At 25.7% G+C, this 26875-nt stretch carries 26 protein-coding genes; 14 read left to right on the forward strand and 12 right to left on the reverse strand.

The window, feature by feature from the left end; all coding sequences use genetic code 11:
- Nucleotides 1–45: 45 nt before the first annotated feature.
- Entirely contained in the window at nt 46–327 is a 282-nt protein-coding gene (locus tag BVAVS116_RS04300) for an acylphosphatase (RefSeq protein ID WP_012664767.1), read from the forward strand.
- Nucleotides 328–373: 46 nt separating this feature from the next.
- Here BVAVS116_RS04300 and BVAVS116_RS04305 read toward each other — a convergent pair whose 3' ends face one another.
- The 3 genes from BVAVS116_RS04305 to celB form a co-directional block, all read right to left on the reverse strand.
- Nucleotides 374–754: a hypothetical protein gene (locus BVAVS116_RS04305; RefSeq protein ID WP_012664763.1), complete on the reverse strand. Its 381-nt coding sequence runs from the start codon at nt 752–754 to the stop codon at nt 374–376.
- An 87-nt stretch (nt 755–841) separates the two neighbouring features.
- A complete protein-coding gene (gene resT, locus BVAVS116_RS04310) occupies nt 842–2191 on the reverse strand; it encodes a telomere resolvase ResT (RefSeq protein WP_012664748.1) in 1350 nt (449 codons plus the stop codon).
- A 292-nt stretch (nt 2192–2483) separates the two neighbouring features.
- Nucleotides 2484–3806 carry a PTS cellobiose transporter subunit IIC gene (celB, locus tag BVAVS116_RS04315; RefSeq protein ID WP_012664749.1) on the reverse strand — a complete coding sequence of 441 codons (1323 nt, stop codon included), beginning with the start codon at nt 3804–3806 and terminating at the stop codon, nt 2484–2486.
- 237 nt (nt 3807–4043) lie between these two features.
- Between celB and BVAVS116_RS04320 the strand changes: the two genes are divergently transcribed.
- The 3 genes from BVAVS116_RS04320 to BVAVS116_RS04330 are packed head-to-tail and all read left to right on the forward strand — an operon-like array spanning nt 4044 to nt 5826.
- A complete protein-coding gene (locus tag BVAVS116_RS04320; protein ID WP_012664745.1) occupies nt 4044–4391 on the forward strand; it encodes a PTS lactose/cellobiose transporter subunit IIA in 348 nt (115 codons plus the stop codon).
- Between the two features lie 8 nt (nt 4392–4399).
- On the forward strand, nt 4400–4717 hold the full coding sequence (locus BVAVS116_RS04325) for a PTS sugar transporter subunit IIB (RefSeq protein WP_012664766.1): 318 nt from the start codon (nt 4400–4402) through the stop codon (nt 4715–4717).
- 11 nt (nt 4718–4728) lie between these two features.
- A complete protein-coding gene (locus BVAVS116_RS04330; RefSeq protein ID WP_012664741.1) occupies nt 4729–5826 on the forward strand; it encodes a DUF871 domain-containing protein in 1098 nt (365 codons plus the stop codon).
- Between the two features lie 20 nt (nt 5827–5846).
- Here BVAVS116_RS04330 and BVAVS116_RS04335 read toward each other — a convergent pair whose 3' ends face one another.
- Nucleotides 5847–6476 (reverse strand): hypothetical protein, encoded by a 630-nt coding sequence (locus tag BVAVS116_RS04335; protein ID WP_012664756.1) that lies wholly within the window; start codon nt 6474–6476, stop codon nt 5847–5849.
- Nucleotides 6477–6618: 142 nt separating this feature from the next.
- Here BVAVS116_RS04335 and BVAVS116_RS04340 point away from each other — a divergent pair, with 142 nt between their 5' ends.
- The 5 genes from BVAVS116_RS04340 (at nt 6619) to BVAVS116_RS04360 (ending at nt 10569) form a co-directional block, all read left to right on the forward strand.
- Nucleotides 6619–7662: a hypothetical protein gene (locus BVAVS116_RS04340; protein ID WP_012664755.1), complete on the forward strand. Its 1044-nt coding sequence runs from the start codon at nt 6619–6621 to the stop codon at nt 7660–7662.
- Nucleotides 7663–7776: 114 nt separating this feature from the next.
- Complete coding sequence (locus BVAVS116_RS04345) at nt 7777–8688, forward strand: plasmid maintenance protein (protein WP_012664752.1); 912 nt, start codon at nt 7777–7779, stop codon at nt 8686–8688.
- A gap of 15 nt (nt 8689–8703) precedes the next feature.
- Entirely contained in the window at nt 8704–9222 is a 519-nt protein-coding gene (locus BVAVS116_RS04350; RefSeq protein ID WP_012664762.1) for a DUF226 domain-containing protein, read from the forward strand.
- A complete protein-coding gene (locus BVAVS116_RS04355) occupies nt 9198–9959 on the forward strand; it encodes a ParA family protein (protein ID WP_012664761.1) in 762 nt (253 codons plus the stop codon). The genes BVAVS116_RS04350 and BVAVS116_RS04355 overlap by 25 nt, the downstream gene beginning before the upstream one ends.
- Nucleotides 9960–10026: 67 nt before the next feature.
- A complete protein-coding gene (locus BVAVS116_RS04360) occupies nt 10027–10569 on the forward strand; it encodes a chromosome replication/partitioning protein (protein WP_012664747.1) in 543 nt (180 codons plus the stop codon).
- 274 nt (nt 10570–10843) lie between these two features.
- Here BVAVS116_RS04360 and BVAVS116_RS04365 read toward each other — a convergent pair whose 3' ends face one another.
- Nucleotides 10844–11341, reverse strand: coding sequence for a hypothetical protein (locus tag BVAVS116_RS04365; RefSeq protein ID WP_012664753.1), 498 nt, complete (start codon nt 11339–11341; stop codon nt 10844–10846).
- 1078 nt (nt 11342–12419) lie between these two features.
- Between BVAVS116_RS04365 and BVAVS116_RS04370 the strand changes: the two genes are divergently transcribed.
- Nucleotides 12420–14012: a peptide ABC transporter substrate-binding protein gene (locus BVAVS116_RS04370; protein ID WP_012664764.1), complete on the forward strand. Its 1593-nt coding sequence runs from the start codon at nt 12420–12422 to the stop codon at nt 14010–14012.
- A 259-nt stretch (nt 14013–14271) separates the two neighbouring features.
- On the opposite strand, the gene guaB is transcribed toward BVAVS116_RS04370, so the two are convergent.
- Complete coding sequence (gene guaB / locus BVAVS116_RS04375) at nt 14272–15486, reverse strand: inosine-5'-monophosphate dehydrogenase (protein WP_012664744.1); 1215 nt, start codon at nt 15484–15486, stop codon at nt 14272–14274.
- A 23-nt stretch (nt 15487–15509) separates the two neighbouring features.
- On the reverse strand, nt 15510–17045 hold the full coding sequence (guaA, locus tag BVAVS116_RS04380; RefSeq protein WP_012664742.1) for a glutamine-hydrolyzing GMP synthase: 1536 nt from the start codon (nt 17043–17045) through the stop codon (nt 15510–15512).
- Nucleotides 17046–17300: 255 nt separating this feature from the next.
- On the opposite strand from guaA, the gene ospC reads away from it, so the two are divergent.
- Complete coding sequence (gene ospC, locus BVAVS116_RS04385) at nt 17301–17930, forward strand: outer surface protein OspC (RefSeq protein ID WP_012664746.1); 630 nt, start codon at nt 17301–17303, stop codon at nt 17928–17930.
- A 417-nt stretch (nt 17931–18347) separates the two neighbouring features.
- Here the strand turns inward: ospC and BVAVS116_RS04390 are convergent, their stop codons facing one another.
- From BVAVS116_RS04390 to BVAVS116_RS04405, 4 genes are all read right to left on the reverse strand, one after another.
- A complete protein-coding gene (locus tag BVAVS116_RS04390) occupies nt 18348–19703 on the reverse strand; it encodes an NCS2 family permease (RefSeq protein WP_012664758.1) in 1356 nt (451 codons plus the stop codon).
- 108 nt (nt 19704–19811) lie between these two features.
- Nucleotides 19812–21167, reverse strand: coding sequence for an NCS2 family permease (locus tag BVAVS116_RS04395; protein WP_012664759.1), 1356 nt, complete (start codon nt 21165–21167; stop codon nt 19812–19814).
- Between the two features lie 66 nt (nt 21168–21233).
- Nucleotides 21234–21740, reverse strand: coding sequence for a hypothetical protein (locus BVAVS116_RS04400; protein ID WP_040351373.1), 507 nt, complete (start codon nt 21738–21740; stop codon nt 21234–21236).
- Entirely contained in the window at nt 21715–22227 is a 513-nt protein-coding gene (locus BVAVS116_RS04405; protein WP_012664750.1) for a hypothetical protein, read from the reverse strand. The genes BVAVS116_RS04400 and BVAVS116_RS04405 overlap by 26 nt, the downstream gene beginning before the upstream one ends.
- Nucleotides 22228–22273: 46 nt before the next feature.
- Between BVAVS116_RS04405 and BVAVS116_RS04410 the strand changes: the two genes are divergently transcribed.
- Nucleotides 22274–22969, forward strand: coding sequence for an ImmA/IrrE family metallo-endopeptidase (locus tag BVAVS116_RS04410; RefSeq protein WP_012664743.1), 696 nt, complete (start codon nt 22274–22276; stop codon nt 22967–22969).
- 9 nt (nt 22970–22978) lie between these two features.
- Here BVAVS116_RS04410 and BVAVS116_RS04415 read toward each other — a convergent pair whose 3' ends face one another.
- Complete coding sequence (locus tag BVAVS116_RS04415; RefSeq protein ID WP_012664754.1) at nt 22979–23530, reverse strand: hypothetical protein; 552 nt, start codon at nt 23528–23530, stop codon at nt 22979–22981.
- A 101-nt stretch (nt 23531–23631) separates the two neighbouring features.
- On the opposite strand from BVAVS116_RS04415, the gene BVAVS116_RS04420 reads away from it, so the two are divergent.
- Both BVAVS116_RS04420 and BVAVS116_RS04425 read left to right on the forward strand, forming a co-directional pair.
- The gene (locus BVAVS116_RS04420; RefSeq protein WP_012664757.1) at nt 23632–24876 is read left to right on the forward strand and encodes an ankyrin repeat domain-containing protein; all 1245 of its coding nucleotides are present in this window, start codon (nt 23632–23634) and stop codon (nt 24874–24876) included.
- 326 nt (nt 24877–25202) lie between these two features.
- Nucleotides 25203–26831, forward strand: coding sequence for a PTS transporter subunit EIIC (locus BVAVS116_RS04425; protein WP_012664760.1), 1629 nt, complete (start codon nt 25203–25205; stop codon nt 26829–26831).
- Nucleotides 26832–26875: the final 44 nt, after the last annotated feature.

Genomic DNA, 26875 nt, shown 5'->3' on the forward strand with positions numbered 1-26875 from the left:
TTTGAAATTTTTCTATTGGATAAATTCTATACAAGAAGGTAAATAATGTATAAGCAACAGTATTTTATTTCTGGAAAAGTTCAAGGTGTTGGTTTTAGATTTTTCACTGAGCAAATAGCAAATAATATGAGACTAAAAGGTTTTGTAAAAAATCTAAACGATGGAAGGGTAGAAATTGTGGTTTTTTTTAACACTAAAGAACAAATGAAAAAATTTGAAAAATTACTAAAAAATGGGAATAAGTATTCAAACATTGAAAATATTGAAAAACAAACTTTAGATGAAAAGTATCCCTTCCAATTTAATAACTTTAAAATTTATTATTAGAATTTAATTCTAGTTTTTCAAGTACCTTAACTTTTTTAACCTTGGCTTAATGCCCTACATCAGAATTATTATTCTTGGAATAAGACACAGCACCTTTAAAAAAATGTTCAACTTTAAATTTCAAAAATTCTAAAGACTTCCGATTTCTACAAAATATATTCAAATTGCCATCAGAAAATTTAATATCAAGACCACAATTAAAATCTGTTTTTAAAAATCTACACGAAATAAAATTACCATTTGAACCATTTCTATTAAAAAGAATAAAATATTTTTTACCTCTTTTAGAATCTTTAAAATAAATTTTAAGCCAATCTCCTGCTGGCTTAACTGAAGCTAACTTATCATAAAGATAAGAAATATAAATCGTTCTATTATCATTAGATTTTAAAATTTTTTTAAAGAAATAACGAAGACCTATTTTCATATCAGTTATATAATATCTTATTAATAAAATATTTTCTAATATTCTCAAAATGTATTAAACAATAACTAAAATTTAAAAAAGCAAAAACTATAGTTTGTAATTAAAAATTATTGATAAATATTCCGTAAGTTTTATGTAGTTATAATTGTATCCGTATGTAGCTTTAAAAGCTTTGCGGATTTTAACATTCAATCCTCTAACCATCGCTAAAGTTTCTAAATCATCTTTCAACATCAAATTTTTAATTACAATCAAAGTTTTAATATAATTATCATCAAACATCCGCGGCTCTTTTATCAAACTTTCTAAACGATCCATTGTAAGAATAGAATAGATGGCTTTACGTCTAACATATGTATAAATTCTTTGATTAAGTAATTTTAATAAGTTGTTGTCTGCTTTATCATCTAAATTATCCAAAACATACCGATTATAATGAAAGGCTGTTGTTATGTCGCTTGGTTCGTGTCCTAAAACTTTTGTTATCCAATAATTCATTTCCATGTTTTTGGGCGCAAATGCAAGATAAGAAAATTTACAATAAATAGCTCTGCAAAAATAAACAGATTCTTCAGGAGCAAAAATATTACTAAAAATTTGACGAAACAATCTATTATAACTGTATGCAAGATTTGAAGAGATTAACTCTTTAGTAAGATTCTCGGTTTGCTCCATGTAACGTATTTCTTTTATAGAATCAATTATTAATTCAGGATCTGCAAAAACTGGAAAAACAACTTCATTAATAATATTATTCTCTCGCTTTTTTGCAATAACCTCCATACGAATATGATTTCTACCTACGATATAGAATTGAGAAAGCTTCATTACTTCAACAGGACGACGCCCTATTGCCATTAAAACTCCATAAAATTTTAATCTAACATCTCGATTTTGATTTAATAAAAGCTTAATTATTTCAATATAAGTATTTAAATTAATTTTAACAAATATCTGTTCTTTCCTATAACTATTGATTTTTTCAATTTTATATTTATGAGCATAATCATTTAACCATTTCGGAGTTACAAACAAATCTATAAAATATTGGAAATAAGGTTTCTCATTATTAATTTGATTTAAAAACATTAACTCTTTTATTTTTTTCTGATCCTTAATTCCTATATTTTTTAATTCTTTTATTTTTTTTGATTTCCAAAAAAATAAAAAAGTATTATCTCTTTTAATCTTTTCAATTACTGAAAGATTAATATATTCTTTAATGATTTTACGAGTTTTAGAAAGATTTAACATTATTGAACTATTTGTAAATTTATCTTTTCTAAAAAGAATAGCTTTATGATTTTCGGCAAGAATTTTTATTTTTTCTTTCAATTTTAAATACGAAAGTTCATTATTGAGATATCTAGTATATAGAGTTTCTAACTCTTTTCTAAATATTTCAAAATAATTTTTTATCTTCACTTTTGGAGGCATATTAATTCAATTATACCAAGTTTAAAATTTTTAGCTAAGTAAAAAATTTCTGATTTTCTAAAAACCTACCTATATATTAAATTAAATCATGCAACATTGTACCAAACTGCATAAAACTTATCAAAGCAATGCTTTATTCATGCTAACCAATCTTTTATTGATTCAAAACACAAACTAATAAAATTCAAATTTTTTTAAATAAATTTTATTATTACCTAAAAAAAGAGCTATTTATAAATAGCTCTTTGATATTTTTATCACAAGTTTTAAAATAGCAATTCAAAAAAATTTGCTACTCTTTTTCCTGTAAAAGCAGAACCTTATCATATGCTTTTATAAAGGGCAAATACATAAATACCGAAATAATTAATAATAATAAAACCAGAACAAACGCCTTAATATCAAGCCCTGTAGAAAAAAAAGCCGCAATCGGGGCAGGAGTTGTCCATGGAGTCAGAGTTCTGACTCTTTCAATAATTCCAAAATTAGTAAGAGTATATGCAACAATTATATGAAACATAGGAATAAGTAAAAAGGGAATACCTAATATAGGATTTAAAACTATTGGCGCCCCAAACATAATAGGTTCATTGATGTTAAAAAGACCGGGCGCAAATGAAAGTCTACCTATGGCCTTTAAATGTTGAGATTTACTAAGCATCATAGCAATAACAAGGCCTAAAGTTGCACCACTACCACCAATATATACAAACGAATCAAGAAATCCTCCCGCTAAAATATGGGGAAGTGGAAGATTGTCAGAAAGAGCTCTAATATTAGAATCAAGATTTGTCAGAATTATGGGATTAAGCAGAGCAATAATAACATTAGTACCATGAAGACCACAAAACCATAATATATGAACAATAAAAGAAATCATTAAAGTCCCAACTAAAGTGTCGCTAATTTGCAAAACAGGTCTAAACATATTCATAATTATTTCGGGGAAAAGGCTTCCTAACGAACTTTGAATAGCAACATTAACGCTTTGAGCTACAACTGAAAGTACAATAACAGGCACCAAAGCTTCAAAAGATTTTAAAACAGCAGGCGGAACAGATTCTGGAAGCTTAATTGCCATATTCCTTTGTACTATAAATCTATAAACTTCAACAGAAAAAAAGGCAGAAATAATAGCTGTAAATACCCCTTGAGCACTAAAATATCTTGCATCAATTACAGGAAACCATGCATTGGGTTGAATTCCCCATTTAGCAGTATCCCCGCCGTAAGGTATCCAATCTGATTGCCCAGCTAAAATTAAAAATGTATAAAGAGATAAAAATCCCCCTGTAATCCCACTAAGTTTATAATGATTAGATAAATTATATCCAATACCAAAAACAACAAATATGGACATAATGCCCATACTTACATAAAATGGCTGAACAAGATTTCCTTTATATTTAGCCATTAAATCAACGTACCACTGCTGATACAACAATGTTTGAGAATCTGTAAATGGCAAATTAACTAAAAGTAAAATAAAAGAACCAACTATCAAGAAAGGCATAGAAAAAGTAAAACCATCTCTTAAAGCAATTAAATATTTATTTGAACCAATTTTACTAGCAATAGGAACTAAAGTAGTTTCAATAAAATCTTGAAAATTCATGCAAATAATCCTCCAATAAAAACTAATTAAAAGTTATAATTAACGACTTGTTATATTAATTTTAATATAATTTAATTAATAATTATTAATTATTATATCAAAAAACTTCTACTAGGGTATATTTAAATAAAATTATTTATTTTAAATATATCCTATAATATAATATATTATAAGATATATTAAACAATATTAATTATTGGTTTTATATTTTATAAATAAAAGGAGTATATTTTATATATGAATAAAAAAACATATAGCATAGAAGAATTAATAGATAAAATAAGTATGCCTGTTGTAGCTTACTCCGGTGAAGCTAAAAGCTTTCTAAGAGAAGCTTTGGAACATGCTAAAAACAAAGACTATGAAAAAGCAGAACTTGCCATACAAGAAAGTAAAAATTCTATTTCAAAGGCTCATGAAACACACAGAGAAATAATACAACAATCAACCACTAATCCAAGCTCTATTAAAATACCTTTTATTTTAATTCATGCTGAAGATCATTTAATGTCTGCAATTTCAGAATTAAGCATTTTTGAAGAATTAATCAATGTTTATAAAATAATAAATGAAATAAAAAAATAGGAGAAAATATGAATATACTACTTGTATGTGGAGCTGGAATGTCCACAAGTATGATGGTACAAAGAATTGAAAAGTATGCTAAAGCAAACAATATAGATGCAAAAATTGAAGCTATTGCTGAGACACTACTTGGAGAAGTTATTGATCGCTTTGATGTTGTTTTACTTGCACCGCAATCAAGATTTAATAAAAAAAGACTTGAAGAAATCACAAAACCTAAGGGAATTCCAATCGAAATAATTAACACAATCGATTATGGAACAATGAATGGAGAAAAAGTATTACAAGTTGCAATTAACGCATTTAACAATAAAAGTTCTTCTTGAAGAGGTTTAAAATGAAAGAAATTGGAATATCAATATACCCTAATGTAAGCCCTAAAAATAAAATTATTGAATACATTGAAAAAAGTGCTCATTTTGGATTTACTCAAGTATTTACCTCTTTACTCTATATTAACGGAAATGAATTTGACATGTTTAAAGAATTGTTAGACATTGCAAATAAAAACGGAATGAAACCTATTATTGATGTAAGTCCTAAAATTTTCAAAGAATTGGAAATCGATCTTTCAGATCTTAGAAATTGTCCAAAACTAGACTATTTCAAAAGACTTGGTGCTTGGGCAATTAGACTAGACAATACATTTACGGGCATAGAAGAATCATTAATGACTTTTAATGATTCTGACCTTAAGATTCAACTTAATATAAGTAATATAAATAAACATATTGACACAATAATGTATTTTAAACCTAATATAAAAAATTTACTTGGATGTCATAATTTTTATCCCCACAAATATACAGGACTTTCAAGAACTTTCTTTAAAGAAACAACAAAAATATTTAAACATTATTCAATCCCAACAGCTGCATTTATTAGTTCTAATCATGCAGAAGAATGCGCACGAGGAAAAGAAAAAGAAGGAGTTCCTACGCTAGAATCACACAGATCTAAAGATATAGAAACTCAGACAAAAGATCTTTTTAAAGAAGGAATAGACACTGTCCTAATTTCTAATTGTTTTCCAAGTGAAACAGAACTAAAAAAAGTATCAAAAGTAAACAGAAATATTTTAGAACTCAAAGCAGACATAAATCCAAAAGCAACTTTAGTAGAAAAAGAAATAATGCTTGAAAATTTACATTTTAACAGAGGAGATATTAATTCCTATAGAATTCGATCAACTATGCCAAGAGTATACTACAATAATAAAAAATTTCCTGTGCATTCCCCAAATGAAATCAAAAAAGGAGACATTTTAATAGATTCTTCAAAATATTTAGGTTATGCAGGAGAACTTCAAATATCACTAAAAGATACTCCAAATAATGGCCTTACAAACGTAGTTGGGAAAATAGTCAATGAAGAAATATATCTGCTTGAAAAAATAGAATCTTGGGAAAAATTCAAAATAATAGAAAATAAATAAATATCCTAATAAAAGTTTGTTTATTGTAAAAATTTCTCAATTGCTTTAAAAACATAATAATAGACAGTAATGTAAGACTCTTTTAAATCAAAATTTTTAGAGCTGTCAACGAAATATATAAATTCATTAGTAGTAGAATTAAGATTCTCAGTATAATTTTTAAGTTCAAAGTCCCGATTAATAGCTTTTATATCATCCAAATTTAAAATAATAGTGGCAATATTCAAAATATTGCTATTGATATTATTTTTTAAAGCAATTTCTTTATCAAAGCTGTTAATAACGTTAAATTCGGGTTCATTTGAATTTAGCTTAGAGATTGTTAATTTAAATTTATGATCAAAAAAAATACCGAAATCATAGGTTAATAAACTTTCTTTTTTAGAACTTAAAATCAATTTCATTACAATATTATTACTTAATTTATCTAAAATAAAAAAATAAGAATAATAACTAATATCTTTAATAGAAGCAAAAAAATCCTTAGTATGAATACCGGTTTTAAATTTGCCATTTCCTAATGATTCATATAAACCAATCTCAATTTTTATTGCTTCATCTAAAGATTTAATAAAAATTGAATAGGCGCTAATCTTACATGAAAATAAAAAAAGAATAAAGGTAAAAAGAAAATTATTTTTTATTTTCATCCAAGATTTCTCACAAAATATACTAATATTAATAAAAAGCTTACATAAAAAAGTATAACAAATTCTTCAATAATTAAAATCAAAAAGAATGTAATTCTTGCACTAGAATTACATTTATATAAAGACACTTAAGGAATAAAAAATGAAATACCTAAAAACAATTTCCTTATTTTTATTAATTTTAGGTTGCAAATCCATCTCAAATGGTAATTTCAATCTACATGATACAAATCATAAATTAGGAAAACTAAAATTTCAAGAAGACTCAATAATAAGCAGAAATTATGACAATAAAATATCTATTGTGGGGGTATATAACCCTCTAACAGAAAAAGAAAATTTCAAAGTCAATATTTACATCAAAAAAAAAGGATTGCAAATAAATCCTGAAAGTATTTTAATAAATGAAGAAAAAATTAACTATTTAAAATATAAAGCAGAGCTTAAAATAAACTCCAGCTTTAATAAAAGCATTATTAGTATTTCACTAACTAATTCAAGAGATCTATTAACTCATATTTACGACAAAAGTATAGGGAAATACATTAACATTGACTTTCAAGACAATTGGAATGTATCGCATAGCACAAAATTCAATAAGGACTATATTTTAGAATATTTAACAGATTTTGATAAAGAAACTAAAATATCTAAGAGTATATTACAAAAACGTATTGATAATAGAAAAATTGAAATTGAAAAAACAGAGCTTAAAACAGAATATAACGAAATAGAAGATTATTACATCTACAGTATGAAAATTCCAAAATTATTTGAAAAATCGAATACACCTGCAGAAACTTACGAAACATTTGTTATAGCAAATTATTACCCCTGTGAAAATTTAAATATACTGTTTTTAAATTTAAGCTTATACTCTGATCAATTACGATTTTTAAACTCCATTTATGATGAAAATGATAGAAAATTAAAAATTGAGCCCCCTATGAGAACTTTAAAGGATTCAAAAACAATAAAAGAAACATTAAATATAGTATTAAGTCCAAAAAAAATAATTGAACTGACAAAAAACATTGAAAAAGATATTATTTTAAAATTAAAATCTTATGGGGAAAAAGGTGAATTCACATTTGAAATATATAAACCACTTCTTCTAAAATTTTTAAAAGAAGTGGATCATTGTATAAAAAATTTACAATCAAGTAGACAAGATTCTATAAGTTAAAATTTATGTTTACTTGATTGTAAATTTACCAATAAAACTTTACTTTTTTTAACAAGTGTATTATCATTAATTTCAATGCTTAATGCAATAAAAGATCAAACGATAGGAGATTAAATGTATCAATTAACAACTGCTAAAATACCTTTCAATAAAGTAGTAGACCGAAGATTGAAAATATTTTGGGTAATCCAAAAACTAAGTGTTAACTATTTCATATCCAAAAAAAAATATTCTCTAAGCAATGTTGTGGTAATGACGAATTCTATATTGGAAAAAAAAGGTTTTAAAAAGGTTACTAAAAGAACGATACAAAATGACATAAAAATTTTTGAAAATTTAGGATTAATTAAAAGTCATTTCAATCCGCTTGGGAAAAACAATGGGAGCTTTACTTACTATACAATAAACAAAACTCTTGAAAAATTAGCTAAAAAAATTATAAGTACAGCTTATTTTATTAATAAAAAAATTAAACTTGAAAAATCAAAAAATAAGGAACTAAAAAAATTTAAAATAGTCGAAGAATCTCAAAACTATAAAATTTCATATCAAATAACTTCACATGTATTAAGTAATGATATAAGTAAAAATTATAAGAATTCTAAACATTTTTGTAAAAAACAAAACATAAAAAAAACCATAAACCTCTTAGAAAAAAAAATCAAAAAAAAATCAAAAAAAATAAATTTAGAAGAAATCAAAAAAATAACAAAAAACATCACAAGCTATAAAAACTCATTATGGAATTTAAAAGACTTTATGGAAGAATTATATGAATACGAAGAAACAAAAATCATAAAGTTCTTTAAAAGAACTTTAGAAAGAAAGAAAAATAAAATATGGTTTATGGCAAAAAATTTTAAAAATACAGACTTTAGTAAAATGGTAAAAGAATTCAAAAAGAAAAATAAAATAAAATTTGAAAAAAATACACAAATTCATACACAAAATAATATAAAAAATGCTATTGTACTAATGAAAAATCTAATAGAAAATCAAAAATATGATAAAAAAATCACAAAGTAAAGTCAAAAAAAGCTAATGGAAAATAAAGAAATCAAAAAAAATTTTTTTAACAAAATTGAAAAATTAGAAAACAAAATTATTTATCATACTAAAATTTTTAGTATGATAAATAATTTTGAAGCAAAACCTAAAAAGGGAAAATTTTGGTTATGTCTTAGAAACGTATTCAACAGTAAAAAGCACGAAAGTTTTCATTTATTTTCATTAAAGGAAAATGATAAATTTTTAGGAATCTTTTATGGTTTTATAAATCTTTCAAAACCATTTATTATAAATTACTCAGAAAAAGGAACAAAAAAAACTGTAAGATTAAAAAAAATATTTTACACAGAATTTAGATTTAAAAAAGGTAGCGTGTTCTGTTATCTAAGAAGTTTATACATATTCACTAAAAATGAAAATAAAAATAAAGTTTTTTACAAATCCCTTTTAGAAAGAACTTTAAAAATCGAAAAGGAAATACATAAATTTTACGGTAAAAAATATGAAAGTAATAGAGGAATATTAAATTGGATACAAAAAAACCAAAAATAATAACAATAGCATCAATAAAAGGGGGAGTAGGAAAAAGTACCACAGCACTAATGTTCACAAATATACTTTCAAAAAAAAATCATAAGACATTATTAATAGATTTGGATCCACAAGCAAGTAGCACAAGTTTCTATATTAAAATCATAAAGAAAAAAAATCTTAAATTAACAGATATTAACATATATAAAGTTTTTAAAAAAGAAATAGACATAGAAAATTCAACGATCAAAATAAATGACAACATAGATTTCATAGCCAGTCACATAAACTTAAGTAAGTTTAATGAAGAAAGTATTTCACTGAAAGAAAATTTACTTAAAATTTTTTTGAGCTTCATTCAAAATAGATACGATTTTATAATAATGGACACAGCACCTACACTAGGAAGTTTGCTTAATAATAGCTTGATAATCACAAACTATTTAATTGTACCATTACCAACTGACCAATGGGCAATTGAAAGTTTAGACTTAATAAAAAATAGACTTCAAGATCTTTTTAGAGAGGATTTACCAATATTTTATTTAATAACCAAATTTATTGAAAGACAAAATATTGATAAAGAACTTAAAAATTTTATTGAATATGAGTATAAAGACAAATTTTTAGGAAGTGTACCAAAAAGAGATAATTTACGTAAAACTATATTTTACAGAGAAGAGTTTAATTCTAATGAGGATTATTATAAAGCATATGAAAATATAATTGAAAATTTTTTAAGGATACTTTCAAAGTAGTTCCATATGGAACTAGTAGTTCCATATGGAACTACTTTGAAAGTATCCTATAGAGATGAAATAAAAAATGAAACTAAACAAAAAGATAGAAATTATTAAAAGAATTGAAATCAACGAAGATGAAACTAAAAAAACCAGAGAATCTAGATACTTAAAATTAAAAGAAAAACTGAAAATTTTAATAAAAGAAGAATTTTATAATAAAATTGAAACAGCTCGAATTTTAAAAGAAATTAACGATAATAAATATTACGTCATAGACAAATATAAAAGCTTTATCCATTTCATAAAAGATTACAATATGGCAAAAACTACCGTTTATAGATATATGAAATTAGCAATAGGAATCGACAGTGGTAAAATCAATTATGAACTGATTTTGAAAAAAGGAATAAATTATGCCACACAAATTTTAGAAAATAACAAAATTATAGATACCTCAAAAAGTATACCAAATAAATCCATTCAGCTAAAAATTGAAGACGAGAAAAGTTTTAATTTCTATAAATCAAATACCAAATTTGTTAGTTTTTTACTAAAAGAATTATATTATAACAATCAAAAATTAATTAAAAACATTAAAAATAAATATGAAAATTTAAAAAAATAAATCACATCAAATTTATAAAATAGCGATAAATCCAAAAAATATTTTAAAAACACTTTACAAAAAAATAAAATACTATATAATAATCTATATAGATTGAGATGCAATGTCTCGCTCTTGTTGTTTGATTAGAATAATAAGTTGGCTACCATAAGGTAGCCTTTGTCATCTTTACAAAATATTAAAATAGGATTTGTATCTTTTATATAAATGTTCTATTGCAAAATAAAACTTTATTCTAAATGAAAAATAAAAAAAACAATAAAGATTATAAAAATTAATTTTTATAATCTTTATTTTCAATTGATTCAACCATTACTAAAAAATCCAGAATTTTATGTTTCTTCAAAATTAAATCTTCTAGTCCAATTTTAATTTTAACTGTATCATTTTTATAGGAAGCATCTTCTTCTTTTATCATCTTTTCCAATAAAGACTTAGACAAGACAAATGAGGAATAATTAATCCAATTGCCAAAAAAATGGTTATCATCTCTTTTATAACTTATTTTTCCTTCAATTCTAGTTCCATCTGATAACAATAAAGGAGTCTGCTCTGTTATACTATGATTTCTAAACTGTGTATATAAAAATATCTTAGTTATTCCTGTTGTATAGTTAAAAATTCCTTTAAGTTCTGCGTTTTTGTTTAATTTTTGGTATATTCTAAATGTTTTTCCAAATTGATCGTGCTCAACGTTTAAAGAAGTGCAAGATATTAATAAAAAAAATACCAACAATTTTAAAAATTTCGATTGATCTCGATATAATCCCATATCCCTCTCCTTTGGTAAAAAAATTATAGATTAATGAACATAATAATATATTTTTTATTAGATCATTGCAAACAATTTTTAATAAATTAATTATTATTTTTCGTACATGAAATTTTCAAATTTCTATTTAATTTCAATTAATTTATTAGATTATTAGATAGTAAATTTTATTATACAGAATTCATTTTTCAAGTATTGATATCAAAAATAATTTGAGTATCTGTTGACTAAAAAACATTTTCTAAAAAATTTTTAGAAAATGTTAAATTAATATAAACAAGTTTTATTATAGTAGACAATTTAATTAAGAATAAAGCTTTGATAAAGATAGTATAATATTAAATTATCGTGAATAATTTAATATTATTTATTAATCTTTAAGCCCTTATTTTAAGGATTTTTGGTTAAGATTTTTGCTCAGCATTACAGTAAATTGCTGGAAATGTAGAAAAAAGATTTCGTGCGTTTTAATATCTTAAAAGGTACTTTAAAAGCAATAAAGTTCTTGCAAGAACTTTATTGCCACAAAGGAAGTGTTAAATATGAAATTTAATTTACAAATTACAATTTAATTCTAATTTTTTAAAATCCAATATTAATTTATTTTTTTATTAAAAAATAATAAATCTATATTATATATAATTTATAAATAGATGAATAATAAAAATTCAAAAATTATTTTTATATACATAGAATAACCGTTGGAGAGGAAACAATGAAAAATTATAATTTTTTTAATAAAAGGTCAAATACTTTGTTTATTTTAATAATTTTTAGTTTTCAGAAAAATGTTAATTTTTATGGATTATTGTACCATTTTTATAAAAAAAGGAATTATCAATGGAAAATACGAATTTTGGTTTAAAAAAAATTTAACATTAAGATAATTGGAATGTATCCTGATAAAGATTGAAAATCAAAATATGATAAATATCATTCTTTAATGAAGAATAAATTATAAGTTTTTATTTTGAGAATAATTTAAGTTTTTTAATAATGTTAATGTGAAATTACATTTCATATATAATAAAATATAAGCAAAATTTAAATTTATAAAAACTTGCAAAGGATGCTTAATATGAAAATATTGATAAAAAAGTTAAAAGCCGTGTTATTTTTTAACGCAATCTTATTTATTGCTTGCGTTAAAGAAAATGATGGGAACAAATTGGTGTTTAAGTTAAATATTGGAAGTGAACCTGCTACTTTAGATGCTCAATTGATAAACGATTCGATTGGATCAAAGATTGTAAGTCAAATGTTTCTTGGCATTTTAGATGGAGATCCTAAAACTGGAGGATATAGGCCAGGACTTGCTAAAAGTTGGGATATTTCTAATGAAGGGACAGTTTATACGTTTCATTTAAGAGATAATCTTGTTTGGAGTGATGGAGTTGCCATTACTGCTGAGGGTATAAGAAAATCTTATCTCAGAATTTTAGACAAAGAAACCGGTGCATCTCTTGTTAGTATGATTAAGTCTGTTATAAAAAATGCAGAAGAGTATTTTGATGGTAAAGTAAATGAATCTGATCTTGGAATTAAAGCTCTTGATGAGAAAACTTTAGAAATAACGTTAAAATCCCCAAAACCTTATTTTCTTGATATGTTAGTACATCAAACATTTATTCCTGTACCAGTACACATTATTGAAAAACACGGACAAAGTTGGACAAATCCTGAGAATATGGTTGTTAGTGGTCCTTTCAAATTAAAATCTAGAATTTTAAATGAAAAGGTTATTCTTGAAAAGAATAACAAATACTATAAATCCAAAGATGTTTTTCTTGACGGTATCATATTTTTTACCACAGATAATAGCATTACAGCTTATAATATGTATTTAAATGATGAAATAGATGCAATTTTTAACAATGTTCCGCCAGATTTACTTAAAGATCTTAAGCTTAGGGATGATTATTATTCAATGGGTTCTAATTCAACTTATTTTTATTCTTTAAATATTAAAGTAAAACCACTTGATAATGTTAAAGTTAGAAAGGCGCTATCTCTTGCTATTGATAGAAAAACTTTAACAGAGAGCGTTCTTAATGATAGTTCTATCCCCACAAGAAGAGCAACTCCAGATTATATTGATTACTCTTACAAAAGTAATTTAAGCTTATTTGATGCTGAAATGGCAAGAAAGCTTTTGATAGATGCGGGGTATCCTAATGGAAAAAATTTCCCTTTATTGAAAGTAAAATATAATACAAGTGATAGTCAGAGAAAAATTGCTGAATTTATTCAAAATCAGTGGAAAAAAAACTTAAATATTAATGTCCATCTTGAAAATGAAGAATGGTCAACGTATATAAATAGCAGGGTAAATGGTAATTATGAAATAATAAGGGCAGGTTGGGCAGGAGATTATGCTGATCCCATGACATTTTTAAGCATCTTTAAAACCGAAAATACATCCTTTTCATCTTATGGATATTCAAATTCTGAATATGATAAACTTTTAATAAAATCAGATCATGAAAGAAATATTTTTAAAAGACAGGAGATTCTAAAAAAAGCAGAGGCAATAATAACCGAAATAGATTTCCCAGGTATATTTATTAATATAGCTTCTTCTAGTTATCTTTTTAGAAATGACAAGTGGAAAGGTTGGGAACCAAATATTTCGGAAAGGTTTAATCTATCTGAAATAAAGCCAATTAAATAATTTATATTTTATTTTTTTAAAAAATTAATTTTTAATTACAAACTGTTTATAGCCAAATCTTTTGATTTGGCTATAAACAATAATAAAAAATGAATTCTTTCTTATTAATGTTAAAGTTATTATTTTACAATAGAGTAACCGTTGATTGCACTAGTGTTAAAAACATGTATTGTAAAATAAACGAAATTATGATGTTTCTAATTATTTACCTACTGTCAAGGTGTTATTTAATTTGATACATATTTTTGTATATGTATCTTTATGTTATGTTAAAAACATCGTGTGGGTGGGATTCTTTTAATGAAGAATGGCTTATTTTTACAAAGTTAGAATTTATTTTTAAATCAGATATTGTGCTTGTTCCTAAGTAACCCATTCCAGACATTAATCCACCTTTTAATTGAGCCAAAATATCTTTTAATTTTCCAGAATACGGTACCATGCCTTCAATCCCTTCAGGAACTAATTTTTTAGGCTCGTTGTTTTCAAGTTGAAAATATCTTGATTTAGAGCCTCTTTTCATAGCAGAAATAGAACCCATTCCAACGTAAGATTTGAATTTTTTTCCATTGTAAATTATTTCTTCTGAAGGAGATTCTTTTGCACCTGCAAAGAGATTTCCTATCATTACACTGTCGGCTCCTGCTGCGATGGCTTTAACCACATCTCCTGAAAACCTGATTCCGCCATCTGCTATAATGCAAATATTTGTGTTTTTGCAAACTTCATAAACATCACAGATTGCTGTTATTTGGGGAACACCAACTCCCGCAACGATTCTTGTTGTGCATATACTACCCGGACCTATTCCTACTTTCAAACAGTCTGCTCCCGCATTGATTAAATCTAATGCAGCTTCTTTGGTTACTATGTTGCCAGCAATAAGGTCTAAGTTTGGATATTTGTTTTTAATTGTTTTAACAAGTTCTAATATTCTTGTAGAATGCCCGTGGGCAGAGTCTATGACAAGTAGATCTACATGTGCTTTTACAAGCTCTTCAACTCGTTCTGTAGTGTCAACATCAATGGAAACAGCAGCGCCTACTCTTAGCCTACCATTCAAATCTTTGCATACGTTAGAAAAATCTTCAGCATATTCTGCATTTTTGTATATTTCGGGTGCTTCTAGCTCTTGTTTTGGCGCAAGTATTTCGATTATTTGTTCGTTTGCCCCCTTATTGGTGTTAATAGTTTTTTGGATTTTGTATGTTTTTACTTTTTCTATTTCTTTTTTTTGATCTTCTATTGACATATTTTTATGTATAATCCCTATGCCACCTTCTATAGCAATGGCTATTGCCATTTGACTTTCTGTGACAGTATCCATAGCTGAGCTTAAAAATGGTATATTTAAGGATATGTTTTTTGTCAATTTTGTTTTTAAGCTAACCTCACTAGGTAATACAGAGGATTTTCTTGGAATTAAAGACACATCATCAAAAGTTAAAGCTTCTTTTATTATCTTATTTATCATAAAGTTTCCTTTTATTGTTTTTATTATTCCCATTCTATGGTTGACGGAGGCTTGGAAGAGATATCATAGCAAACTCTATTTATACCCCTAACTTCATTGATTATTCTTGAAGAAACTTTTTTTAAAAAATTATAAGGAAGTTCAGTCCATTCAGCAGTCATGAAGTCTTGAGTATTTACACATCTAATTACGGCTGTATATTCGTATGTTCTTTGATCTCCCATCACGCCTACAGATTTTACAGGCAGCAATACAACAAATGCTTGTCTTATTTTATAATATAAATCATTTATAAAAAGCTCTTCTGTGAGTATATTGTCTGCTTCTTGCAAGATATTTATCTTCTCTTGTGTTACTTCCCCAATTATTCTGATAGCTAGTCCTGGGCCTGGAAATGGGTGTCGATAAAGAGCTTCTTTTTTAATGCCTAGATTTATTCCGATTTGAATTATTTCATCTTTAAAAAATTCATTCAAAGGTTCCAAAAGTTTTAAACGCATTTTATCTGGAAGTCCTCCCACGTTGTGATGAGATTTAATTTTTGAAGAAGTGTTATTTTTTGATTTAGATTCAATTACGTCAGAATAAATTGTTCCTTGAGCTAAATATTCTATATTTTGATCTTCTAGAGTAATTTTTTCAAAAATATTAACAAATTCTTTTCCTATTATTTTTCTTTTTTCTTCAGGATCACTTACATTTTTTAAATGATTCAAAAATTTTGCAGAAGCATTAATGTATTTTATATTTAAATCATATTGATCCTTTAATTCTAGTATTTTTTTATCTTCATTTTTACGTAACAAACCGGTGTTTACAAAAACGCAGATCAAATTTTCTTTTATTGCCTTTTTTATAAGTAATGCACAAACTAAAGAGTCTGTGCCACCAGAAAGCCCTAAAATAACCTTTTTACTACCTACTTTAAGTTTAGTTTTTTCTACAATAGTTTCTATATTGCTTTCTAATGACCAATTAGTTTGAGCTTGGCAAATTTTAAAAACAAAATTTTTAAGTATTTGATCACCAAATTCAGAATGAGTTACTTCTGGGTGAAATTGTAGACCATAAATTTTTTGAGTTTCATTTGATATAGAAGCAATACAATTGTTTGTAAAAGCTAACTGTTTGAAATTGTTGGGAATTTTTTCAATACTATCCCCATGACTCATAATCATTTGAAATTTTTTTGGAAGTTCTGAAAATAAAATAGATTTTTCATCTTTTAGAAAGATTTCAGAGCTCCCATATTCTTGTTTACAGTCTTTAGATACTAGGCCTCCAAATAATTTAACAATTAGTTGCATCCCATAACATATTCCCAAAACAGGTATTTTGAAATTGAAAATTTCCATGTTCAAGGTAGGAGCTTCTTTTAAGTAAACAGAATCGGGTCCTCCACTTAGTATTATTCCTGCGATGTTCATATTTTCAATTTCTTTTAAAGGGGTACAGTAAGGCATTACTATTGTATAAACGCCAATTTCTCTAATTCTTCTTGCAATTAGCTGACTATATTGGGAGCCAAAATCTAATATAAGTATTGCACGAACATTCATTATACAAGTCCTTAAGATAAATAAAATTGTTATTATTAAAGCTCATTTCATTAATTGTAACATATTTGTCTTTATTTCTGTTAATCTTAAAGCCAAATTAAGAAAATTAATTAGTAAATCTTTTAAGTAATTTTTCAATAATTTTATTGAAAAATTACTTAAAAGATTTATCTTGAAAAATTATTTTTTTTATATAAAAAATTGAAAAAACAAAATTGTTGAACTAATAATTCAATAAAAAGGAGGCACAAATTAATGAAAAAGAATACATTAAGTGCAATATTAATGACTTTATTTTTATTTATATCTTGTAATAATTCAGGTGGTGATACTGCATCTACTAATCCTGTTGATGAGTCTGCAAAAGGGCCTAATCTTACAGAGATAAGTAAAAAAATTACAGATTCAAATGCAATAGTACTAGCTGTGAAAGAAGTTGAGACTTTGCTTGCATCTATAAATGAAATTGCTAATAAAGGTATTGGTAAAAAAATAAATCAAAATGGTTTAGATAACTTAACGGATCACAACGGATCGTTGATAGCAGGAGCCTATGTGATATCAACTTTAATAACAGAAAAATTGAATAACTTGAAAAATTCAGAAGGATTAAAGGAAAAAATTAAAAAGGTTAAGGAATGTTCCGATAAATTTACTAAAAAACTAACAACTAGTAACGGGGATCTTGGTAAAGAGAATGTTACTGATGCTCATGCACAAGCAGCTATTTTGAAAACAAATCCTACTAATGATAAGGGCGCTAAAGAACTTGGAGAGTTATTTGAGTCAGTAGAAATTTTATCAAAAGCAGCTCAAGAAGCACTAACTAATTCAATTGCAGAACTTACAAGTCCTGTTGTAGCAGAAAATCCAAAAAACCCTTAATTTAGATTATATTATAAGATTAATTTGTTTTAAAAAAGTAACTGGAAAAAATAAAGTCAATATAAAGCCAAGAAAGATTTCTTGGCTTTTATTTATTTTATTATTTTCAATAAATTTCTTAAAATTTATTGAAAATAATAAAATAAATGTTTGCAACCCAAAGGTGCTCTTAAAAGAGAAAAGCTTCTTTCAAAAGTCGTTAATAAATTGAATTTAAGCATTAAGCATAAACAAAACTAGGTAACAGTTTAATTTAGAGATTACATAGTTTTGATTTTAAAAGCTTAAACAATTCTAACAGATTTTTGAAAGAAATACGTAGGAATTTTTTTACGATAAAAATTCTTTTTTACGCTATTTAAAATTTAGTTTGCTAAAATAGCAAATTTTAAATCTTTTTTATAAATAGTAAATTAATTAATAACCATAAATAAATTTAATAATAAAAATTAGACACAGTATTATCATTATTGGAGAGATTTTATTTTTTTTATTTTCCAATAAATTAAGTATTACGTTTATTAAAACATAAAATATTATTCCAATGCTGATTCCCGAAGAGATATTGTATGTTAAGGGAATTAAAAAAAATATTAAAAAACTGGGAATATTTTCTCTGATATTAGAGAAATTAATTTTTATTATTTCTCTACACATTGAAAATCCTACATATATTAGTGCTGCGGCGGTTGCACTAGCAGGAACGGCAATAAATAATGGTGAGAGGAATATTGCAACAAAGAACATTATTCCCGTTACTATTGTTGTAAGACCAGTTTTGCCACCTTCTTCTATTCCTGTACAGCTTTCAATGTATGCTGTTACAGTAGAAACCCCCATTATTGCTCCAACAGTAGTAGAAATGGCATCAATTAAAAATACTTTACCAACATTAGGAATTTTCCCGTTTTTATCTAACATATTACTTTTTGCTGCTACTGCTATTAAAGTGCCCAAAGTATCAAATAAATCGTTAAACAGCAATACTAATACAATTGTAATAAAGCTCCAAAAATGTTTGTTTAATATGTAGGAAAAATCCAACTGATTAAATATTGGCTTAATAGATTCGAATCTTAAAATTCCGTCTGGAAAACGTATTCCAGCAGCAACTGCGCTTTCTGGGTTAAAAATTGCATATGTCCAGGCTATGACAGTGACTGAGCAAATTGCCCAAAGTATACTTCCTCGCACCTTTAATTGTTCAAAAATTACAATAAAAAATAATCCCAAAAATGTAAATAAAACTTTTAAGTCAATAAATGATCCAATTCCAACCAATGTGGCATCATTTTTAATGATAATTCCACCATTGACAAAACCAATAAAAGCAATAAATAGCCCTATTCCAACTGTGATAGAGTATTTTAAATTTACTGGTATGGAATTTGCAATACTTTCTCGAGCTCTTGACAGAGACAATACAATAAAAATTAGTCCTTCAGTAAAAACAGCAGCTAATGCAACTTGCCAAGGAATATTCATTCCAATTACTACAGAAAATGCAAAAAATGCATTAAGACCCATTCCTGGTGCTAGTGAAATAGGGGTATTAGTATAAAGTCCCATTAATATACTGGAAAATGCTGATGTTAAGCATGTTGCAGTAACTAATGCACCAATTGGCATACCTGTGCTAGATAATATTGCTGGATTAACAGCTATTATATATGCCATACTCAAAAAAGTGGTAATTCCCGCTATAATTTCTTTTTTATAATCAATGGTGTTATTTTTAAATTGAAATAACAATGTTTCTTTTGATTGATTCATTATAAATTGCTCCTTAAATTTTATTTTATATCAAAAATAAAACCAACACCATTGATTATATTTAATCTACTAGTAAAATGTAGTAATAAATTAAATTTTATGAAAACATTAATAGCCATAAACAAATTTAATAATAAAAATTAAGCACAGTATTAACATTATAGGAGAAATCTTAATTTTTTCTTTACTAAAAAGATTCAATGATACATTTACTAAAATGTAAAATATTGCTCCAATAAAAAATCCTGAAGAAATACTATAAGTTAAAGGAATCAAAAAAAATATTAAAAAGCTAGAAATATTTTCTCTAATATTATAGAAATCAATTTTTACTAGCTCTTTACACATTGTAAATCCCACATATATTAAAGCAGCAGCAGTTGCACTAGCAGGAACGGCAATAAATAGGGGAGCAAAAAAAACTGCAAATAAAAACAATAATCCAGTTATAATTGAAGTAAGACCCGTTTTACCACCTTCAGCAATTCCTGTAAAACTTTCAATATAAGTAGTAACAGTAGAAACCCCCATTATTGCTCCAAAAGTAGTAGCAATACCATCGACTAGTAATATTTTCTTTGCATTAGGAATTTTCCCATTTTTATCCAACATACCACCTTTTGTTGTAACGCTTATTAAAATACCCACAGTATCAAATAAATCATTGAATAGGAGAATAAAAACTATTGATATAAAAGTCCAGAAATGCTCACTCAAAACATAAGAGAAATCTAATTGATTAAATATTGGTTTAATAGATTCGAATCTTAAAAATCCATTGGGAAGATGTATTCCAATGGATTTGGCACCTTCTAAATTAAATATTGCATATATCCAAGCCGTAAGAGTAACTATACTAATTGCCCAAAGTATACTTCCTCGCACCTTTAATTGTTCAAAAATTGCAATAGAAAACAATCCTAAAAATGTAAATAAAACTTTTAAGTCAACAAATGATCCGATTCCAACCAATGTGGCATCATTTTTAACAATAATTCCACCATTGACAAAACCAATAAAAGCAATAAAAAGACCTATTCCAACTGAGATAGAGTATTTTAAATTTATTGGGATAGAAATTATAATTTGCTCTCTTACCCTTAAGAAGGATAGGAGAATAAAAATTAATCCTTCAATAAAAACAGCGGCTAATGCAACTTGCCAAGGAATATTCATTCCAATTACTACAGAAAATGCAAAAAATGCATTTAAACTCATTCCAGAAGCTAATGCTAGAGGCGTATTAGTATAAAGCCCCATTAATATGGTAGAGAATGCTGCTGTTAAACAGGTTGCAGTGACTAGCGCACCAATTGGCATGCCCGTGTTAGATAGTATTGCTGGATTAACAGCTATAATATATGACATACTCAAAAAAGTAGTAATACCTGCAAAAATTTCTTTTTTATAGTTAATATCACTGTTTTTAAATTGAAAAAACAAACCTTTTATATATTTCCCCATAAACTTTCCTTTATATTGTTTGAAAATATTTTTAATAATAATACCCTTTTAATTCTTTTTAAAGGTCTATTTAATCTTATTAAGCATATTGTTCTGGAAAAGAATATTTTCACTATCGGGCAAGTTTGAAAATACAATAGTTTTAATAACCTTTTCAGAACTATTTATAATAACAAATTTTCTAGCTTTAATAAGCTTTAAATAAGCTTTTAAAGAAATATCTTTTCCAACGCTAAAAAAGGTTTGAAGATATTTATGATCAATTAGCTTGTGACGATTAAACAGAAATAAAGCAATTATATCATTTCCAACTTTTAAAAATAAAGGTTCTTTGTATCTTAAATTCCACTTATTAGAAACAGTAAAATAATGCCTTAAAGAAATTTTATTATTCTCTTGAATTAATTTAATATATTTAGAATCTTTTTTTAATTCAGGAATACCGTCAAAAGAGATTGTAGAACAAGACAATGTTAAAAGTAATATATAACAGAATAATAAGTATTTTTTTAAAATTTTCAAGACAATCAATAATATGTGACTTTTTTTATAAAATTTTATTTTTAAATGCATATTCTAAAGTATTTTTTGTATTCTTGAAATTAACGTCAATAAATCTTGGATCATATTGCAAGGTGTCCCTAGTCCAAACTTGAAAAGAATCGTTGTTAAATAAAAAAACTAGCTTTTTGTAAGGGGTTAAAGCTTTTAACATAAGCTTAAAATTGTCTTTATCAAGATTAATGTATAAAAACTTAAAATTTCCAATGCTAACTACCTTAGAAATGGCAATACTTCCAATATATTTATTATCTTGAATTAATTTTAAATAACCTTTAGTAAAATTTAAATTTGAGTCTAACATAACATTTAAAAATACAGTAAATTTATTACTAGATTTGTCTTTTTTAATGTAGATTTGACTATCTGGATAAAAATAAAGAAAATAATCTGCTCTTTCAATTTTTTCAAAATTCTTTTCTAAGTCTTCCGCAACATTCAAAATTTTGCAAGAAGAACAAATAAAAACCATTAAAATCAAAGAAAAACTATATTTCATAATTAACTTATATTATACAATACAGAAAGGAGAGTATTTATATTAAATGGATGAAAACAACTTCAGCTCTTATATTGCAAATTCTAAAGTCTATTCAGATTACATAATATTAAAACATAAAATATTGCTTATTCCTGTTCCTATAATAAAAATTGCTATGGAAGAAGATCTTAAAATTTTTGAAATAGGTTTTCAAGATAAACATAAAGATTTTTCAGGATATATTCAATTAAATGAAAAATCTTTATACATAAATGAGAATATGAGTCTTGAAAATAAAAGATTTACAATAGCAAAACACTTGGGGCATTATTTGATGCATAAAGATCAAATAAAAAATTTATCTAAAAATGAAAACTATTACAATGATATTCAAGATAGTCAAATGATAACAGAAGCCAATATATTTGCAGCAAACATTTTAGTTCCAACAACCACATTAAAATTAAAATTATCTCAATATAAATCTAGAGAGTGCCCTCAAAAAGCAATAGCAAAAGAATTTCAAGTAACCGAAAATACAATTTATTTAAAATTAAGCATACTTAATGATCTTAGTAAAATAAATAAAATAAAAAAGAGTAAAAAATTTTTAAAAATTAAAAATACAAAGCATAAAATAAATACTAACATTTACCTCCACAATACAGATAAAATTAAAGAATCAATAGCTATTGATTTGGAAAAATATGAACTTGAAAAAAAAGAACGAATTAAAAAAATATTTGAAGACCTAGAATAAAAAGATTTTTTAAATTGAAAACTTTTTTAGTATATATTCCATCTTTACATTAGCCAAGACTAAATAATCTTTACTCTTAATAAGAGAATCTAAATGTTTTTTTGCAATTACAATCCAATATTTATTATCCATAAATTTCTTAGTAGTTGGAAAATTTATTTTTAATGAAAAATTTTTCAGAATTTTTTGTTTTTCAAGATAAGATAAAACTTCTGCCTTAAAAGATGCACCTTGGGTCAAACTATAAGCGATAAGTATTCCATATAATTTCTTATTATAAATAAAAAGATCTTTAATATAATTAATATTGCTATTAAAATTAGGTTCATCAACGTAAACATAACCACTATTTTTGGTATCGTTTAAACTTTCAAAATCAGATGAACGATATAAATGTTCATAGTCTTTTGTTTTAAAATTTGAAATCTTCAAATTAGGATAATTCATCAAAGATGTTAAAACAGTTAAATTAATTTTATCTTCTTCTGGTATTTTAAACAAAGGAATTGTTGAACAGCCGCAAAGCAATAAAAAATAAACAGGAATTAAAAACTTCTTCATTTAATGCCTTAATTGTATGTTTTTAATAAAATAAAGTAAAGTGAATCAAAATATTTATATATTTTGATATAATGTAAAAATGAAGTTTAAAAGGATGTATAATGAGTTATTATGTACTAAGCAAAATATTTCTATATTCTGGATACCTTGTTGTTGGATTTTTATCTTTTACAATTTTCAATAAAAACTTACGAAATAAAATCAGAAAGAAATTAAAAAATTTATACTTTTTATATTATTTAACTTTTTTTGCTCTTTTTATAATCAGCTCAAATTTATCTTATTATTTCACTGAAAAGCAGTTATTGGAAAATTTTAATGCTTTTGAAAAAGAATTTTTTGAAATACATAAGGTAAACGAACAATTTTTTCAAAAATACCTACTAAATTTTCCAGTACCAATAAGAATGGAATTGATGTCAAAATTTAATCCACTATATACAGTGTTTAATGCTAGTTTTGAGAAATATTCTAAAAACATTGGCAAAAGCTCTTATGAAATTCAAACAAATTATAAAAATTACATCAAAGCAACAAATTCGGAAATTAAAAACAAATTAGAACAAATAAAAGAAAGTATCATCCCTATTTATAATAAATATAAATTACCTATTCTAAATGGAAAAAATACAGAAATAGGTATTGATTCAAACGGAAATATTATTCCTATTACAAAAAATACAAACGGAAAAATAACAGAATTGCTGTTTTACGATCAAAATTATAATTTAATTCCCTTTAAAAAATTTGAAAACTACGAAGTTAGATTTGATATAATCCCAGAAAATAAAAATATACACTTCAAAGAACTAATAAATGTTTATTATCTTGATGAAAGCAATATTACTAATCCTATAGAATATTATAAAAATAATATTGAGACTAACCCTTATTACATAGACTTACAAGAAGATAAAGACAACTTTCTTAAAACAATAAAAATTAAAAAAGAGTATGGTTTATACTTGGAGAAAAAAAAACAACTACAACATTTAACTGAAAATGACAAACTTAATGATTTTAAAGAATTTTTAGCAAAAAATAACAATATTTTTTCATTAAATACAATATTTTCTAATGGTAATCCAATATTTACTTATGCCATAAATGTAAAAGCAAAAAGTATTATAAATTATTTAATAACAAAAGAATTTAATATCAATTTAACAAATCAAAGCTCTCAAACAGCTCTTCATAATGCCATAATTCAAAAATATGAATTAAAATTTATTAAATCACTTATTAAAAAAGGTGCTAATCCAAATATCAGAGATATAGACAATAAACTGCCTATAGATTACTCTGATAAAACTGGTGAAATCTATAAATATTTAATGGGCATTTAGCTGTTGTCATGCTAATTAAATTAGCATGACAACAGCATTCTAAGCTAAATTAATCTGATTTATTAAGCTCTAAATTTAATTTGAAATAATTGTAATGTGAATAGAGACTACAACCAATACTTTAATAATAAAAAATATGAAATTAAATTGAAAATAATCTTTAACACTTTTTAGAAATACAAAAGCTTCTAAACAGCAATTTAATATAGTATTATTTATCAATGCCAATATTTACAAGATTGAAAAATATTGTTAAGATATTAAACGTATTATTCAAATTAATTATTTTAATTAATTAATTTGCACTTAATAAAAAGGGGAAAATTATGTCAACATCATCCGCATCTATATCTATATTTACAATATTGCAAAAAGTAGGAAAAGCCTTCATGCTTCCTATAGCACTTTTACCAGCAGCTGGAATTTTATTGGGAATCGGAGGCGCATTTACTAATGAGACAATGATTCAGGCTTATGGATTAGAAGAAATCCTTGGAAAAGGAAGTGTAGCAAACTCAATACTTTATCTTATGAAATATACAGGAGAAGTAATTTTTGCTAACTTACCTTTAATGTTCGCAGCAGCAATTCCAATCGGACTTGCTAAAGTAGAAAAAGGAACAGCTGCTTTAGCAGGAGTAGTCGGCTTTTTAGTTATGCATCAAACTATAAATGGAATCTTGTACATACAAGGAATCACACCAGAAAGTGCAAGCTTAAAAGCACTATTGGAATTAGGAATGCCTGAAACAGCTGCAACTGCCAAAAGTCAGGAATATACAAGTGTACTTGGAATATTCTCTCTTCAAATGAGCGTAATGGGAGGACTTATAGCAGGATTTGTTGCTGTCTTTCTTCATAACAGATTCTATAATATTCAATTACCCACATTTTTAGCATTTTTTGGAGGCACAAGATTTGTGCCAATCGTAACCACAATGACAATGTTTATTGTAGGAATATTTTTAACATTTATTTGGCCTTTTATCCAAGGTGCAATGACTTCGTTTGGAAGCATTGTAGAACAATCCGGGCTTTTTGGAACATTTGCATATGGAGCAATAAAAAGGTCTTTAATTCCATTTGGACTTCACCATATATTTTATTTGCCATTTTGGCAAACAGCTGTTGGTGGGGCAATGGAAATAAATGGAGAACTCATATCAGGGGCACAAAATATATTCTTCAAACAACTTGCAGATCCCAATACTATACATTTTGAAGTTGCAAAGGGAACAAGGTTTTTTAGCGGAGAATTTGTTGTTATGATTTTTGGACTACCTGGGGCTGCACTTGCTATGTATCATACATCAAAGCCTGAAAATAAAAAAAACGTAGCTTCATTGCTAATATCTGCTAGCTTTACATCAATGTTAACAGGAATTACAGAACCTCTTGAATTTGCATTCCTTTTCGCAGCACCAGCACTTTATTACTTTATATATGTTCCTCTTTTTGGACTAGCGTATCTTTTAACACACCTTTTAAACGTAGGGGTAGGACTAACATTTTCTGGAGGATTCATAGATATGTTTCTATTTGGAATACTTCAAGGGAATAGCAAAACAAATTGGATAGCAATTCCTATCTTAGGAATCTTCTACTTTATTGGATTTTATTTTATATTTAAATTTACAATCATGAAATTCAACCTTAAAACAATAGGAAGAGAAGATGAAGAAATGGAAAAAGATAGTATAGTTTCAGAAAAAACAAGTTTATCAGAAACTTCTTCAAAAGTATTAGAAGGTCTTGGGGGCAAAGATAATATTACATATATTGATGCATGTGCATCAAGACTAAGAGTTAATCTAAAACAAATAGAATTAGTCAAATCAGATACCTATTTCAAAAATCTGGGTGCTAGTGGAATATTAAAAAAAGGAAATAGTGTCCAAATTGTATTTGGAGGATTATCCGATAATATAAAAATGGAAATCGACAAGCTTATGTAAAATTTCAAAAATATAATATAAAAACAGCTAATCCAATAGAAAAA

Origin of the sequence: Borreliella valaisiana VS116, from assembly GCF_000170955.2 — a bacterium.
Classification (GTDB): domain Bacteria; phylum Spirochaetota; class Spirochaetia; order Borreliales; family Borreliaceae; genus Borreliella; species Borreliella valaisiana.

Coding starts and splice junctions, on each gene's coding strand:
- BVAVS116_RS04365 (WP_012664753.1), bottom strand. CDS start 11,341: ATGGGATTATATCGAGATCAATCGAAATTTTTAAAATTGTTGGTATTT.
- BVAVS116_RS04360 (WP_012664747.1), top strand. CDS start 10,027: ATGAAACTAAACAAAAAGATAGAAATTATTAAAAGAATTGAAATCAAC.
- BVAVS116_RS04410 (WP_012664743.1), top strand. CDS start 22,274: ATGGATGAAAACAACTTCAGCTCTTATATTGCAAATTCTAAAGTCTAT.
- BVAVS116_RS04415 (WP_012664754.1), bottom strand. CDS start 23,530: ATGAAGAAGTTTTTAATTCCTGTTTATTTTTTATTGCTTTGCGGCTGT.
- BVAVS116_RS04300 (WP_012664767.1), top strand. CDS start 46: ATGTATAAGCAACAGTATTTTATTTCTGGAAAAGTTCAAGGTGTTGGT.
- BVAVS116_RS04395 (WP_012664759.1), bottom strand. CDS start 21,167: ATGGGGAAATATATAAAAGGTTTGTTTTTTCAATTTAAAAACAGTGAT.
- BVAVS116_RS04340 (WP_012664755.1), top strand. CDS start 6,619: ATGAAATACCTAAAAACAATTTCCTTATTTTTATTAATTTTAGGTTGC.
- BVAVS116_RS04335 (WP_012664756.1), bottom strand. CDS start 6,476: ATGAAAATAAAAAATAATTTTCTTTTTACCTTTATTCTTTTTTTATTT.
- celB (WP_012664749.1), bottom strand. CDS start 3,806: ATGAATTTTCAAGATTTTATTGAAACTACTTTAGTTCCTATTGCTAGT.
- BVAVS116_RS04405 (WP_012664750.1), bottom strand. CDS start 22,227: ATGAAATATAGTTTTTCTTTGATTTTAATGGTTTTTATTTGTTCTTCT.
- resT (WP_012664748.1), bottom strand. CDS start 2,191: ATGCCTCCAAAAGTGAAGATAAAAAATTATTTTGAAATATTTAGAAAA.
- BVAVS116_RS04400 (WP_040351373.1), bottom strand. CDS start 21,740: ATGCATTTAAAAATAAAATTTTATAAAAAAAGTCACATATTATTGATT.
- BVAVS116_RS04320 (WP_012664745.1), top strand. CDS start 4,044: ATGAATAAAAAAACATATAGCATAGAAGAATTAATAGATAAAATAAGT.
- BVAVS116_RS04425 (WP_012664760.1), top strand. CDS start 25,203: ATGTCAACATCATCCGCATCTATATCTATATTTACAATATTGCAAAAA.
- BVAVS116_RS04420 (WP_012664757.1), top strand. CDS start 23,632: ATGAGTTATTATGTACTAAGCAAAATATTTCTATATTCTGGATACCTT.
- BVAVS116_RS04370 (WP_012664764.1), top strand. CDS start 12,420: ATGAAAATATTGATAAAAAAGTTAAAAGCCGTGTTATTTTTTAACGCA.
- BVAVS116_RS04350 (WP_012664762.1), top strand. CDS start 8,704: ATGGAAAATAAAGAAATCAAAAAAAATTTTTTTAACAAAATTGAAAAA.
- BVAVS116_RS04330 (WP_012664741.1), top strand. CDS start 4,729: ATGAAAGAAATTGGAATATCAATATACCCTAATGTAAGCCCTAAAAAT.
- guaA (WP_012664742.1), bottom strand. CDS start 17,045: ATGAATGTTCGTGCAATACTTATATTAGATTTTGGCTCCCAATATAGT.
- BVAVS116_RS04305 (WP_012664763.1), bottom strand. CDS start 754: ATGAAAATAGGTCTTCGTTATTTCTTTAAAAAAATTTTAAAATCTAAT.
- guaB (WP_012664744.1), bottom strand. CDS start 15,486: ATGATAAATAAGATAATAAAAGAAGCTTTAACTTTTGATGATGTGTCT.
- BVAVS116_RS04325 (WP_012664766.1), top strand. CDS start 4,400: ATGAATATACTACTTGTATGTGGAGCTGGAATGTCCACAAGTATGATG.
- BVAVS116_RS04390 (WP_012664758.1), bottom strand. CDS start 19,703: ATGAATCAATCAAAAGAAACATTGTTATTTCAATTTAAAAATAACACC.
- ospC (WP_012664746.1), top strand. CDS start 17,301: ATGAAAAAGAATACATTAAGTGCAATATTAATGACTTTATTTTTATTT.
- BVAVS116_RS04345 (WP_012664752.1), top strand. CDS start 7,777: ATGTATCAATTAACAACTGCTAAAATACCTTTCAATAAAGTAGTAGAC.